This window comes from Algivirga pacifica, from assembly GCF_039543525.1.
Lineage (GTDB): Bacteria > Bacteroidota > Bacteroidia > Cytophagales > Flammeovirgaceae > Algivirga > Algivirga pacifica.
On sequence record NZ_BAABJX010000062.1, the window covers coordinates 1 to 13,605 of the forward strand.

The following is a 13,605-nucleotide window of genomic DNA, read 5'->3' on the forward strand; positions in this document are numbered from 1 at the left end:
GAACTGACGACCTTCGGGTTATGAGCCCGACGAGCTACCAACTGCTCCATCCCGCGATATAGTCATCAATTTACAAGCCTCCTTGTGATTGATGCGGATGCAAAGGTAGGGATTTAATTTTAATTATACAATTTATTCAAGAATTTATGCACCTTTGCAGTGAGCCTCTCTTTTTAGAAGTGGGGCGTTATATTGTAATTTATACAGTAAGAGGCACTTTATAGGAAGGAATCGCCTTTTATTAATGTACGTAAATAAATCGCTATGAGCAACCATAAAGCAGGGTTTGTCAGTATTGTAGGAAAACCCAATGTTGGAAAGTCAACTCTCATGAACCAGTTGGTAGGGGAACGACTATCTATTATTACTTCAAAAGCACAGACAACTCGTCATCGTATCATGGGGATCATCAGTGGAGATGATTTCCAGATTGTATACTCTGATACACCAGGGGTGATTAAGCCACAATATAAGTTGCAGGAATCCATGATGGACTTTGTAAAGGAGTCGTTGGAGGATGCCGATGTGGTGTTGTTTGTGACCGACATCAATGAGAAGTTTGATGAGAATGATGTGATACAGCGAATTGCTAACTTGAAGCTTCCAGTTATCTTAATCATCAATAAGATTGACCTGGCTAATCAGGAGACGGTAGTTAAGAAGATACAAGAGTGGCAGGAAAAACTAAATCCAGTAGAGATTGTGCCTATTTCTGCACTACATAAGTTTAATGTAGAGCATATTCTGGAGCTGATCTTAAATCATATTCCAGAGCATGATGCCTTTTTCTCTAAGGATGAGTTGACTGATAAACCACAACGTTTCTTTGTATCAGAGATTATTCGTGAGAAAATCTTGATGAACTATGAGCAAGAGATTCCATATGCTTGTGAGGTGATCGTGCATACCTTCAAAGAAACTAAAGACCTGATCCGAATAGGAGCCGATATTATTGTAGAGCGAAAAAGCCAGAAAGCAATTGTGATTGGTAAGCAAGGACAGGCATTAAAGAAAGTAGGTACACAAGCACGAAAAGAAATGGAAACATTTTTCCAGAAAAAAGTATTTCTGGAGCAATACGTAAAAGTAGATCCGGACTGGAGAAAAACGGATAGCAAATTGAAGCGCTTCGGGTATATGTCTTAAGTATTGGTTAACAATTGAATGAACATATATTCATTTAATTTTACTATTTTTGTCTGTTGAGGGGAAACATCTGTCATTTATAAGAAGTATATAAATTTCTTATATTATCGTTGACATGAAGTGATTTGAGCAGTAGAATCCTTTTTTAAGGGATTCAACTATGTATCCTCATTACCTATTGTTCATACCGCTTTGTGGTATAGAGATAGAAGTTTATCAAATAGCCACCTTAATTACTAAAAGCTATGATAATGAATTTTACCACAACAGGCAGAAAGAAAGCCACCAAATCATCTTATAGCAAGCTCTTAGAAGCTGCATGGCAAAACTTTGATTTATTTGCGGCAGAAGAACGTGTCCGTAGAGAAGAAGAACTGAAAAGGTATTTCTCTATTCGACAAAAATTTGCAAAGTATATGTAAGTGCTTCTAGCAGCTTTTTGATAATGATAAGTCATCTCAGATAAATTTCTGAGATGACTTTTTTATGGGGCGACCACAAGGGTTGCCTTTTCTTATTTTAGAGTATTTCTTATGTATGGAGAGATTTTCATCAAGAAAGATGTTTTACATCTATAGATGCTCAACTTGATATTGCCTAGAAATTATGGATAGTATGGAAAACTTCTCAATAGAAAGCTTTTTGATAGGTCTTGCAGTAGGCTTGGTAATTGCTTTGATCCTGTATATTAGTCAGCTGATTCAACGTGCCCATTTGAAGAAAGAAATGAAGCAGCTCAAAAAACATTTACATCAGAAGATGGATTTGGATGCAGAGGCAACAGCCAATAAGCGTCAACAAATTGAGCAATTGAAAATGGAGAACGAAAACCTTAGAATTAGCAATCAGGCCCTGATGCAAAAACCAGGAAGAAAAGAAGTCGTGACCTATCAGGTTTACCAGAAGGCCGTGGATATTCTTTCTAGTTCAATGGTAGGGTTTTCTCCAGCCTGGCATAAGGCTCTACAAGAAGCAGAAGTGCAGATTAAGGAAATAGAGGAGGGGAAATCCTTTATTAGAAAAATTCTTCCCCCTAGTTTTTTTGGAGGAGGTACAGATACGACAGATGAACATACACAGGAATAAACAAAACATGAGGAGTGACTCATGTTTTTTGTTTAAAAAGTGCCTTTATATATTTAAAAACGGCCTTGAAGAATTGCCGTTAAAATTTTTAATCGTAAAAGCGTTAAGAAAATTCCATTGTTTGAGCGTAGCGAGTTTGGGATTTTTAGCTTTTGCGATTAAAAATTAGGCAAATTCTTCAAAGCCTTGATTTTTTTGCTTCGTTTTTTCATCAAGGAAAAAATGAAGAAGCTCATAAAGGGCTTGTGAGATAGCTGTAAAGTGATGGATTCTCAGAAAACTAAGCCACTTGTTAATATGGGATGATTCATGTTTTTTATATAGCATATAGTTGCATTACTCCAACCACCTTTTGTCCTTCGTTAGTCACTAGCAAGGAAGTGATCTTGTGTGACATCATGAGCTCTTCAGCATCCGCCAACATGGTATCTGCACTGATAGTTTTTGGTTGATGTGTCATGAGGTCTTCCACGGTAATATTGTGCATGTCATGGTGTTTTTGCCATCCTCGTCTAAGGTCACCATCTGTAACGATACCACAGAGTGTATCTTCCTCCATGACGATCGCTAGTCCTAACTTTCCTTGACTAATCGCTAAGATCAGTTCCTGAAAAGAAGTATTCTTTTGTACGAAAGGTAAGTCTTGTGATCGCATAACATCTTTGACCTTGGTGAGCAGTTTACGACCTAGACTTCCTCCAGGATGAAACAGGGCAAATTGCTCCGGCTTAAAGTTACGTTGCTCCATGAGGGCTACAGCCAATGCATCTCCCATGGCCAAGGTAGCAGTAGTAGAAGAGGTTGGAGCAAGGGCTAATGGACAGGCTTCTTTTTCTACACTAATATCCAGAAAGTAATCTGCATTTTTTACTAAGGTAGAAGATGGTTTTCCGCAAATGGCAATCAGTTTATTTTCATTGCGTTTTAAGGCAGGGATAAGGCGAATCAACTCTTCAGTTTCTCCGGAGTTAGAGATCCCTATAAAAATATCGTCCGCTGTGATCATTCCTAGGTCACCATGAAAAGCTTCTGCGGGATGCATGAAGAAGCTAGGGGTTCCGGTACTGGCTAGGGTAGCGGCAATCTTGCGTCCGATATGCCCTGATTTTCCCATACCGCAGACAATTACCTTTCCTTTGCACGTTAGGATATCCTCTACAGTTCCCACAAAGTCTTTAGTGAGTTTATCAGATAGCGCCTTTACTTCTTTGGCTTCTATCTCAAAAACACGTTTCGCAGATGTTAGTATATCGTTAGTCATTTTATTATGTCTTATGTATGAGTAGCCTCTTGTTACTTATGCTCCCCAGTTATTTTTGAATAGCTTTATAGAAATGGCTAGCAATATAATACCAAAAACCTTACGTAGAATATTGGCACCATTATCTCCAAGTTTTCTCTGAAGCCAAGAAGATGATTTAAGGACAATGTAAACAAAGATAAGGTTGAGGACGATTCCCATAAGGATATTCCATTCTTCATACTCGGCCTTGAGGGATAGGATGGTGGTCATGGTACCTGCTCCTGCAATTAGAGGAAATGCAAGAGGTACAATGGAGCCATTAGAGGTATCGGGATCTTCCTTGAAAAGTGTCACTCCAAGGACCATTTCTACTCCCAATAAAAACAATACAAAGGAGCCGGCAATAGCAAAGGAAGCTACGTCCAATCCAAAGAGTCGCAGTAGGCCCTCTCCTAAAAATAAAAAGGCAATTAGGATTATTCCAGCGATGATAGTGGCCTTAAGGGACTCAATTTTACCTTCCTTTCTTCTTAAGTCAATAATAATAGGGATACTTCCTAGAATATCGATGACAGAAAAAAGAATCAGGGATACGGAAAGAATTTCTTTTACAGATAGCATGGTCAAAAGAAAATTAATCGTAAATGTACTTAATGGTATATTCGATAACTAACAGAGTACGTCTGTTCTTCCAAACAAGCTCTGAGTACAAAGCTCAAAACATATATTTGTAAGGAGAAAGGAGTAAAAACTACATGTTTAGGTAGTTTTTACTCCTTTCTCCTTCTTCATTTATCCATTTGAAAATGATCTCACTTATCAGTTATGAGACAATTTCATACGAGGTGTTATCGTAGTTTGAATACCCCAAAGGTAGTTACAAAAAATATATAAAACGTTACATCTATATGTATTTTAAGTAACTCCAATAGGACTAGTAGTTGCCATTAAATACGTCTTCTCCTTGTATAAGGGCAATTGTTGTCCTACGGTTCATTTGGTGTTCTTCTTCTGTTTGCGCATCGTAAATCTCTGGAATTTCTTCTCCATACCCTCTGGCAACAAGTCGTCTGGCACTTACCCCTCTTAGTACAAGATATTCAACTGCTGAGTTGGCTCTTTTTTGGGAAAGTTCTTGGTTGAACTTATCGCCACCTCGATCATCTGTATGAGAACCGAGTTCAATCTTAATTTCGGGATGCTGCTTCATGAACTGTACTAGCTTATCTAGTTCTTCTGCCGCATCTTCACGAATGTTCCACGCATTAAAGTCATAGTAAATATTACGAAGTGTAATTTCACCTTCACTCATGAGTTTTTCGTAGAAGTCTTCTGTGAGGTCGACCTTGGTTTGTAGTACAATGTCTACAATCTTTTCCGGCCTATCTTTGACATCTTCTTGTTCTACTACTTTATCTGCTGTGACATAAATGCTAGAGTCAATCAGGAAGTTTTGCTTGTTGGAAACCAACATATATTCGGGGCCGATTTCCAGCTCAGGAGTAAAGCGGAACTTTCCATCCTTATCCGAAACGGTACGGTCTATTACTTCTCCCTTTTCATTGATAAGCTGTAGTTCTACTTCTGTTAATGTGGTTTCCAAAGAGTCCTTTTTTTGTACGGTTTGCCCTGCTAGATAGTAGCGAATAGGTTTTAGTAAAGGAGTTCGGTCTTCAAAGAAGTAAATGTCGTCGTTGCCTTTAGCTTCTGGAGTTTGACGATTGGAAGTAAAGGCACCATGTTTTTTATCTCTGAAGGTAATGGCAAAATCATCGCCAGGAGAGTTAAAGGGAGTTCCCATATTCTTGACAATAATTTTCCCATCTTTTCTACGGGCAACCATAAGGTCTAGTCCTCCTAATCCAGGGTGTCCATCTGAGGAGAAATATAACTTACCATCTTCACTGACATAAGGGAACATTTCATTTCCTCTAGAGTTAATCTTGCTACCCATATTACGGATACTCCCCCATTGTCCTTTGTAATCTTTGGTGGCACGGTAAATATCTAGACCTCCAAATCCTCCTTCTCGGTTAGATACAAAATAGAGGTATTTGCCATTGGGAGATAGGGCAGGGCATCCATCCCAGCTTTCAGGAGAAGAGATGTCCATCAGTTGAGGGGTAGACCATTGTGAGCCATTCCAAGTGGAAGTGTAAAGGTTTACTTCTTTATACTCTTCTTTTCGATCACCATAGGTACTACGAGCAAAAATCAAGGTTTGCCCATCTTTACTGAATGTAGCAGAGGCTTCGTGAAGATCAGGAGTATTAATGGTGGAATCTAGATAGGCAGAAGTCCCTTGACAACTATCCAAAGGGTCATATTCATAAAGATAGAGGTGAGAGTATCCTCCTCCAGTTCCTTCAAAAACCAAGTCTTTGGAACGAGTAGCACTATAAACGAGTTGATTGTCTTTCCAGAAAACCGGAGAGTACTCCGCTTCTTCTGTATTGAGTGAGGCGCAGTTATTAATAAAGATAAAAGGATCTGGGTCTTGCAGTTTTTTTATATCCTCAATATACTTTACTTCAGTTCTGGCGCGTCTTTGCAAGTCAAAGTCTTCTCCCTCTTTGATGTATTGGGTGAATAGTTTAACGGCTTGATCGTATTTACCTTGTTGCTTTAATCCCATAGCATAATGGAAGACTACTCCATCGGGGACATATCCTAGTTCTTTTGCCTTTTTATAATAAGGCATGGCTTCTTGTATCCGGTTCGATAGGCGATAGGATTCAGCAATACGGTAATAGACCTCTTTCTTTTTATCATTGGGAAGATTCCCTTTTTCTAAAAGATTATTGTAGGTGCGAATGGCAGTCTCAAATTTCCCACGGTTAAATTGCTTCTCTCCATTTTTAAGGGGAGAAGAACAACTGTAGTAACCGATCGCCATTATCGCAAGCAAGTATAAGCGAATGTTTCTCATGGTTATTCCGATTAGGTGTTGTTAGTGTAAGTATAGGGGAAGCAATACTATAGTCTTTCCGGTTAAAGTTATTACAGACTGGAAATAGATATGTTATTTATCGCTTATTGTTTAATATTCAACTCTAAATTAAACGATAAGCAATAAGCGATAAACAAATAGTCAGATGGCAGTAATAATTTCAACTATTAGAAAAGTATCACTGAAACAGTATAATTCTTTACATAAAAGTACAGAGGAAGTTTATACGTTTATTTTACCTTCAAATACTTGAACAGCAGGACCTATAAGGTATACATTATCAAAGGAATTATCATCTTTTTTATCGAAAGAGACCATTAAATCTCCTCCTTCCACTTCTACAGCAACAGGACTTTCAGCACCTTGTAGTCCTGCTGCAATTACGCAGGCAGTAACTCCAGTACCACAAGAAAAGGTTTCGTCTTCAACACCTCTTTCATATGTTCTTACCTTCAAGCCATCAGCACGTCTTTCCACAAAGTTTACATTCGTGCCCTCTTCTTTAAATCGGTCATTATAACGGATCTTACGTCCTTCTGCATACATATTATATTGGCCGATATCGTCTTTGAAACTGACATAATGAGGAGAACCGGTATCCATAAAGAAATAGTCATCTCCTTCTTCAATTTCTTTAGGAGCATTCATTTTAAGGTGAACAAGTTCGTCTTCAATAAAGGCTTCATGAAGGCCATCGGCAGCCCAGAAGGTTGTTTGCTTGTCAAAAATATCTAAAAACTTAGCGAATTGTACCGCACAACGTCCGCCGTTCCCACACATAGAGCCTACGTGTCCATCCGCATTGAAATAGACCATCTCAAAGTCATAGGCTTCGTGGTTTCGAATGAGGATAAGTCCATCAGCCCCAACGCCAAATCTACGGTCACATAAACGGTGTACTAAGTGGTAATCTTCAATGTCAAAGGTTTCTTTACGGTCATCTATCACCACAAAGTCGTTTCCGGTGCCCTGATATTTATAGAAAGTGATTGATTTCATAATAATATGACAATAATCTGTTTTAAATGTTCGTCGGTTACGTAGTAAAATTTATACCTTACACCTTATTTTGATAAAAAACTCGATAAACTTGCTTTAAGGCTAAAATATAAAATTTTTTTGGTAAGCATATTGCTATTCGTCTTATCGAGGTTGTCTTATTGATAATACTATAAGGTAGAGTGCGGGCTACTGGCCTAAACAGCAAGTCTTCTGATAGAAATAGAGAAGCTACATCCTTTAGAAAATTAAAGTACTTTCAAGAATCTTTTCGGCACTTCCAGACCATGAAGAAAATACTATTGTTTTTGTTCCTAGCGTTATTGACTACTCCTTCTTTTGCACAATACGCCCACATGAAAGTAGGGGGAAGTGTGGGGTATAGTCATATTTTTACCAAGTGGAATGAAGCAATTGAGGAGTATAATGTTAGTACTCCTGGAGTTCCATTCTCAGTAGCATCCTTAAGTGATGGCTGGAACTATGGTGTCAATTTGGACTATTTTTTCAGCTTAGGTAGAGTGAAGGATCCCGCTCGTGGTGGCAACTCTATGAGAGAGAGTAGTAGAGGTTTTCTGTTGGGGGTTTCATATCATACCGATCGCTACAGGGAAGAAAACCGCTTTGGAGATTTTTACTCTGATATGAATGCTCGATTCCATTCGTTGGGGATGTACATGGACTTTTACTTTTTGCAGTTGACCGACCATCTCTTTATAGAGCGAATTAAGGAAAATGCATTTTTTAGAGTCTCTGGACAATATACCTGGATGCAATTCGATTTTGAAGGGAACTTGCCGGATGTACCTCCTTTGACGCAAGAGGGATTACCGGTTCCATCAACACTACCACTTTCTACTCGTGACAACAGCTTAGGAATAGGAGTGGGGCTAGGGTATCATATATATATAACAGACCGTATTGCTGTAACGCCTACCGTTCAAGGACACTTTAGTTTTGGGCATGAGATTCCAGGTCTAAGGGAGGCACTAGGTTCCACGTCTTTTAATGAGCAGTCTACGGTCTTTAGACCATCGGTAGGCATTACCGTATCCTATGCGATCAAACAAGCCATGCCACTCTGTCCTATAGAAACCTGTCATGTACAGCAGGAACATTCGCACCGTATTCTTAAAGGAATACCGGTAAGGGGGAATTCTTATAGCTTACGTCAGAACCAACGTTATGGCGATATTCACCGAGGCCAAATTAAGGAACCGAAGCAAAAAGAGTTTAAAAGTCAAAAAGCTGTACGTAAAAAAGTAAAAGACAGCAAGAAAAAAAGAAGAAGATTGAGAATTGTCGATTAATATCAAAACCCTTTCAGTGTCAACTGAGAGGGTTTTTATTATATTAGCTGCTAGGTTGTATTTGGTATTGGCTATAGTGGATCGCTTATACACGACAAGCAATAACAATAACCTTATCAGAATCGTTTGTATTGAATTATTGACTATCAAACCTACTTCACATGAACAGAATAGATCAGCTTTTTCAAGCAAAATCAGAAGGTATCCTTAATATTTATTTCACTGCAGGTTATCCTTCTTTAGAAGACACCAATACTATTTTAGAAGCATTACAATCCTCAGGAGCAGATTTGATTGAGATCGGCATTCCTTATTCTGATCCTGTGGCTGACGGACCTACAATTCAGGAGAGTAATCAGCAAGCCTTAGAAAACGGCATGACCATGCACAAGCTTTTTGAGCAGCTGCAAGGCTTTAGAGAAAAGGTGCAGGTACCAGTGGTGTTGATGGGCTATTTTAACCCTGTTGTACAATATGGTATAGAGGCATTTTGTGAGAAATGTCGTGAGGTGGGTATCGATGGTGTTATTCTACCGGATTTACCTATTCGTGAATATACAGAGGTTTATAAGCCTATCTTTGAGAAAAATGGCTTGCATAATGTATTCTTGATCACTCCTCAAACCAGTGAAGAACGTATCCTTAGTATTGATGCCAACACAGAAGGATTTATCTATATGGTTTCTTCAGCAAGTATTACGGGAGCTAAGAGCGATGTAACGGACGTCCAGAAGGAGTATTTTAAGCGAGTGAATGCGATGAACCTAAAAAATCCTCGATTGATAGGGTTTGGAATTTCCAATCAGGAAACATTTGAAGAAGCATGTGAGCATGCACAGGGGGCTATTATTGGCAGTGCTTTCATTAAGCTACTTTCCCAGAGTGAGAATCTAACGGAAGATATTACTGCTTTTGTCAAAGACATAAAAGGTAAAAAGTAAGGGTGTCCCTAGTGGGCACCCGGACATCAGGTGATAGGTAAATTTTAGGGGCGCGATGTATCGCGCCCCTAAAAAATTAAATCCCTTGATTTACATCCCAGTTTTCAAGGTAATCACATACCCTTCTAACGAACATTCCTCCCAATGCACCATCTACTACACGGTGATCATAAGAATGTGAGAAGTAAGACATATGACGAATACCGATCAAGTCACCTTGAGGGGTTTCAATCACAGCCGGCTTTTTCTTGATAGTACCGATCGCCATAATTGCCACTTGTGGCTGATTAATGATTGGTGTACCGATAGTATTTCCAAAAGAACCAATGTTAGAGATCGTATAGGTACCTCCTTGTAGCTCGTCTGGCTTTAATTTATTTTCTCGTGCTCTTCTTGCCAAATCATTGATTGCTAGTGCTAGGCCACTAAGGCTCAAGCGATCGGCATTTTTTACGACTGGAACAATCAAGTTACCAGAAGGTAAAGCCACTGCAATACCGATGTTCACTGATTTCTTGCGAATGATCTTATCTCCATCTACTTGCACATTGATCATTGGGAAATCTTTGATCGCTCTGGCAATCGCTTGTACGATGATTGGCATAAAGGTTAGAGAGTCTCCTTCACGCTCCTTGAACTTATTCTTCCATTGGTTACGCCAGTTGACCACATTAGTCATGTCAGCTTCTACACAAGAAGTAACGTGTGGCGCTGTATGCTTAGACTGTACCATACGGTCAGCAATCATCTTACGCATACGATCCATTTGTATAATCTCATCTTCTCCATCTACAGAAACTGCTGGAGCTACTTGCTTAGTCGCTGGCTGTTCTGTTGTGCTACCCTGTGGTTGCGGTGTGCTTGCTGGGGCAGGTGCTGCTTTTGGAGTAGGGGCAGCTGCTGTAGTTGTGCGGTTTTTTACGTAGGCTAGAATGTCATCTTTGGTCACTCTACCCTCCTTGCCACTACCCGGGATTTGGTCTAACTCTTCTCCAGAGATATTCTCTTTTTGAGCAATACTTTTAACTAGAGGGGAATAGAATCTATTGGAGCTAACTGTAGTAGCCGTATGACTTTCTTGTACGGGAGTTTCGGCAGGTGTTTCAATAACCTCTTCCGTTTGTTTTTCAGGAGTGGTGTCCTCTTCTGTTTCAGTTGAGCCTCCTTCTGTTTCAATTACTGCAATGGGGTGTCCTACTTGTGCGACTTCCCCTTCTTGCACTAATATTTCTTTTAGTATTCCGGAGTGAGAAGCAGGAACATCAGTATCTACTTTATCCGTGGCAACTTCTAGGACAGACTCATCTGTTTCTATGCGGTCTCCTACATTTTTTAGCCAGGTAAGTACGGTTGCTTCAAATACACTCTCACCCATAGCGGGCAAAACCATTTTTACTAGTGCCATAGTAATTGATTATATGTTTTGTAAAACTGTCTTCGTCATTTCTGTCACAAAAATAGTAATTTCACAGGATAAAAAGGGAGATTTAAATAATATGTTATTAATTGTACTATGTACGATTATTGACTTTTGATTGATCTCACATGTTTGAAATATTATGTATTTAAATAGGGTTTTTGCAGAATAAAAAATTGTTATAAATCTCTTATTTACAGTATTTCAAAATTTTTTTTTGTTAAAAACAACAACGTTTTGAAGTTGTTTATATGTTTATACACTATATAACCCTAGGAAGGGTTTAATCCTTCTGACAGAGTAGAATAGAAAGCGCCTATGAAAAATACAGATTTTAAGCATCTCTTTTTCGATCTAGATCACACCTTGTGGGATTTTGAAAAGAGCTCTGCAGAAACACTGGAAGAGTTGTATGATCGTTATCAGATCGGCAGTTTGAGCTCAAGAAACATACAGAAATTAGACTTTATTGCTGCTTTTAGGGTAGTCAATCGAAAGTTGTGGCAACAGTATGATAGAGGAAAGGTAGATCGAGAGAAAATTCGCAGTGAGCGTTTTCCTATGATTTTTGCTGAATTGGGCATTCCAGCGGTAGTATGTCCTGCGGATATGGGAGAGGTGTATTTATCAATATGCCCTACTAAACCGTACTTGATGGCAGAAGCATTGAGTACGCTACAGCGCCTGAATGAACATTATGAGTTACATATTCTTACCAATGGCTTTAAGGATGTGCAGCACATCAAAATGCGAAGTGCAAATATTTATCATTTCTTTAAGCAAATTATTACTTCAGAATGTACAGGTCATAAGAAGCCTAATATTCAGATCTTTCAATATGCGATGGAGCAGGCAAAAACATCTCCTGAACATAGTGTGATGATTGGTGATAATCCTCGTGCTGATATTCAGGGAGGAAAGGCGGCAGGGATGTATACTGTCTTTTACAATCCGGATCGTATTGCTCATGGTATTCATCCTCATTTAGAGATCAACAGCTTAGGGGAGTTATCTCATCATTTTTAGGGTACGAGCTTATGTTTATCGGTTATTGCTTATCGTTTAAAAAAGGTTGAAAAAATTTCCATAGGATATTGTATGTCGTTGAGGGGTAAAATAACTTTCATAACTCATAACCGTACCCCATTTCACCTCTTAAATTGTAAAAATCTTAGCATATCATAGGACTCTACACCATTTCTAAATCATTTACATTTTTTTAATGTTCCTAATACAGAATGGTAACCCAAAAGCAGAGATCCTATGTCATATAATTTACACGCAATAGCTCAGAATGGTCTTGGAAACCAGGTAAGTAATCATATTGCCGATGTTCTCAATGAGGAATCCGAGAACATTCAGCTTTATATTGATCGGGCCATACCTGCAATTATAGCAGGGTTGATGCAGAAAGCTTCTACCCCTTCAGGAGCTGATAGTCTTTTGTATGCTCTTGCTTATCGCAAATTAGACCATAGTGTAGCTGGAAAGCTGAAAACCATTATTACACAAAGAGATAAAGGAGGGTGGGAAACGATTCGCTATCACGGTCAGCGATTGGCTTTTGATGTCTTTGAGGATGATCAGGATCGGATGGTACAAGAGTTATCGCATATGAGTGGAGTTGATGAAAATACAGGGTATCACCTTTTGTATATGCTCTTGCCTGTAGTGATGGGGTATTTGGGAACAGAAGTAGAAAACAAGAAGCTAGATAATTTTGGGTTGGCGAACTTATTGATGGGACAAAAATTCTTTCTTAAAGAGCTACATTTACCGGAGGGTTTTATGCTTCGTTTGGGGTTGCCAGAGCTTCATGAAATTACAGAAGATTGTAGTCGAAATTTTACGAGCTTGTTTTCTCACGAAAAAGTAGGAGGGGGCTTTTTTGGTAAGATGATTCCTGTATTAGGAGGTTTCATGGTGGTTTTTGCAGTTTGGTCTATTTTTAATGTGAATCAGTCTGTGGAAGATACAATTCGAATGGAGACAGGTGAAGAAGTCGTGAGTAGGGGTGGAGGTGATGAAGAAAAAGAGTCCGTATTGCTACCTGATGGTAATATGATTACGGTGTATACTAATGGGGCAGAGATGAAACTGATCAATCACTTGACAGGCACGGAGAAGTTGGATGAAAATACATGGATAGTTTTAGAGCGTGTCAGTATGAATCAAAAAGATCGAGAAGACTCTATACAACAACTTGATAATCTAGGGAAAATCATGATGGCATACTCTTACATGAAGTTAGTGATAGGATCTAGTGGAGAAATAGAAGGGGAACGTTTTTCGGTGGAGAAAGCAGAGCAAATAAAGAACGAATTAATGAATATGGGGGTAGGAGAAGATCGTTTGAAAATAGAGGATGGAGACCCTAATGGATTTATTGCTATCCAAGTGAAATAAAGACTCTAAGAGTGGAAAGACCGTTTAATAAAGGGACTGTTTGTATATTGAAAAGGGAATTTAATAGATAGATTAATACGTTTTCTTGTATCTTTCTATTAAAGAAT

The 13,605-nt window shown here is 38.9% G+C and carries 12 protein-coding genes; 7 read left to right on the top strand and 5 right to left on the bottom strand.

Features of this window, described 5'->3' with window-relative positions; translation table 11 throughout:
* Positions 1-264: 264 nt before the first annotated feature.
* From era to ABD985_RS19110, 3 genes are all read left to right on the top strand, one after another.
* Positions 265-1,146 carry a GTPase Era gene (gene era / locus ABD985_RS19100; protein WP_345374589.1) on the top strand — a complete coding sequence of 294 codons (882 nt, stop codon included), beginning with the start codon at positions 265-267 and terminating at the stop codon, positions 1,144-1,146.
* Between the two features lie 251 nt (positions 1,147-1,397).
* Complete coding sequence (locus ABD985_RS19105; protein ID WP_345374591.1) at positions 1,398-1,568, top strand: hypothetical protein; 171 nt, start codon at positions 1,398-1,400, stop codon at positions 1,566-1,568.
* 184 nt (positions 1,569-1,752) lie between these two features.
* Positions 1,753-2,232 (top strand): MreC domain-containing protein, encoded by a 480-nt coding sequence (locus ABD985_RS19110; protein ID WP_345374593.1) that lies wholly within the window; start codon positions 1,753-1,755, stop codon positions 2,230-2,232.
* Between the two features lie 316 nt (positions 2,233-2,548).
* Here ABD985_RS19110 and ABD985_RS19115 read toward each other — a convergent pair whose 3' ends face one another.
* The 4 genes from ABD985_RS19115 to dapF form a co-directional block, all read right to left on the bottom strand.
* Positions 2,549-3,493, bottom strand: a complete 945-nt coding sequence (locus ABD985_RS19115; protein WP_345374595.1) for a KpsF/GutQ family sugar-phosphate isomerase — start codon at positions 3,491-3,493, stop codon at positions 2,549-2,551.
* 36 nt (positions 3,494-3,529) lie between these two features.
* Positions 3,530-4,096 (bottom strand): MarC family protein, encoded by a 567-nt coding sequence (locus ABD985_RS19120; protein ID WP_345374597.1) that lies wholly within the window; start codon positions 4,094-4,096, stop codon positions 3,530-3,532.
* Between the two features lie 313 nt (positions 4,097-4,409).
* Complete coding sequence (locus ABD985_RS19125) at positions 4,410-6,404, bottom strand: CHU_0125 family OmpA-like outer membrane integrity protein (protein WP_345374599.1); 1,995 nt, start codon at positions 6,402-6,404, stop codon at positions 4,410-4,412.
* Positions 6,405-6,647: 243 nt separating this feature from the next.
* Entirely contained in the window at positions 6,648-7,424 is a 777-nt protein-coding gene (dapF, locus tag ABD985_RS19130; RefSeq protein ID WP_345374601.1) for a diaminopimelate epimerase, read from the bottom strand.
* A gap of 287 nt (positions 7,425-7,711) precedes the next feature.
* On the opposite strand from dapF, the gene ABD985_RS19135 reads away from it, so the two are divergent.
* Positions 7,712-8,734 carry an autotransporter outer membrane beta-barrel domain-containing protein gene (locus ABD985_RS19135; protein ID WP_345374603.1) on the top strand — a complete coding sequence of 341 codons (1,023 nt, stop codon included), beginning with the start codon at positions 7,712-7,714 and terminating at the stop codon, positions 8,732-8,734.
* A gap of 161 nt (positions 8,735-8,895) precedes the next feature.
* Entirely contained in the window at positions 8,896-9,675 is a 780-nt protein-coding gene (trpA, locus tag ABD985_RS19140; protein ID WP_345374605.1) for a tryptophan synthase subunit alpha, read from the top strand.
* A gap of 76 nt (positions 9,676-9,751) precedes the next feature.
* Here trpA and ABD985_RS19145 read toward each other — a convergent pair whose 3' ends face one another.
* Positions 9,752-11,080 carry a dihydrolipoamide acetyltransferase family protein gene (locus ABD985_RS19145; RefSeq protein WP_345374607.1) on the bottom strand — a complete coding sequence of 443 codons (1,329 nt, stop codon included), beginning with the start codon at positions 11,078-11,080 and terminating at the stop codon, positions 9,752-9,754.
* A 330-nt stretch (positions 11,081-11,410) separates the two neighbouring features.
* Here ABD985_RS19145 and ABD985_RS19150 point away from each other — a divergent pair, with 330 nt between their 5' ends.
* The gene (locus ABD985_RS19150) at positions 11,411-12,118 is read left to right on the top strand and encodes a YjjG family noncanonical pyrimidine nucleotidase (protein WP_345374610.1); all 708 of its coding nucleotides are present in this window, start codon (positions 11,411-11,413) and stop codon (positions 12,116-12,118) included.
* A 237-nt stretch (positions 12,119-12,355) separates the two neighbouring features.
* Entirely contained in the window at positions 12,356-13,498 is a 1,143-nt protein-coding gene (locus ABD985_RS19155; protein ID WP_345374611.1) for a DUF937 domain-containing protein, read from the top strand.
* The last annotated feature ends 107 nt before the right edge of the window (positions 13,499-13,605 follow it).

What these genes read in the sequence shown, in the direction of transcription:
- ABD985_RS19150 (WP_345374610.1), top strand. Translation starts at nt 11,411, where the DNA reads ATGAAAAATACAGATTTTAAGCATCTCTTTTTCGATCTAGATCACACC.
- ABD985_RS19110 (WP_345374593.1), top strand. Translation starts at nt 1,753, where the DNA reads ATGGATAGTATGGAAAACTTCTCAATAGAAAGCTTTTTGATAGGTCTT.
- ABD985_RS19155 (WP_345374611.1), top strand. Translation starts at nt 12,356, where the DNA reads ATGTCATATAATTTACACGCAATAGCTCAGAATGGTCTTGGAAACCAG.
- ABD985_RS19120 (WP_345374597.1), bottom strand. Translation starts at nt 4,096, where the DNA reads ATGCTATCTGTAAAAGAAATTCTTTCCGTATCCCTGATTCTTTTTTCT.
- era (WP_345374589.1), top strand. Translation starts at nt 265, where the DNA reads ATGAGCAACCATAAAGCAGGGTTTGTCAGTATTGTAGGAAAACCCAAT.
- ABD985_RS19115 (WP_345374595.1), bottom strand. Translation starts at nt 3,493, where the DNA reads ATGACTAACGATATACTAACATCTGCGAAACGTGTTTTTGAGATAGAA.
- dapF (WP_345374601.1), bottom strand. Translation starts at nt 7,424, where the DNA reads ATGAAATCAATCACTTTCTATAAATATCAGGGCACCGGAAACGACTTT.
- trpA (WP_345374605.1), top strand. Translation starts at nt 8,896, where the DNA reads ATGAACAGAATAGATCAGCTTTTTCAAGCAAAATCAGAAGGTATCCTT.
- ABD985_RS19145 (WP_345374607.1), bottom strand. Translation starts at nt 11,080, where the DNA reads ATGGCACTAGTAAAAATGGTTTTGCCCGCTATGGGTGAGAGTGTATTT.
- ABD985_RS19125 (WP_345374599.1), bottom strand. Translation starts at nt 6,404, where the DNA reads ATGAGAAACATTCGCTTATACTTGCTTGCGATAATGGCGATCGGTTAC.
- ABD985_RS19135 (WP_345374603.1), top strand. Translation starts at nt 7,712, where the DNA reads ATGAAGAAAATACTATTGTTTTTGTTCCTAGCGTTATTGACTACTCCT.
- ABD985_RS19105 (WP_345374591.1), top strand. Translation starts at nt 1,398, where the DNA reads ATGAATTTTACCACAACAGGCAGAAAGAAAGCCACCAAATCATCTTAT.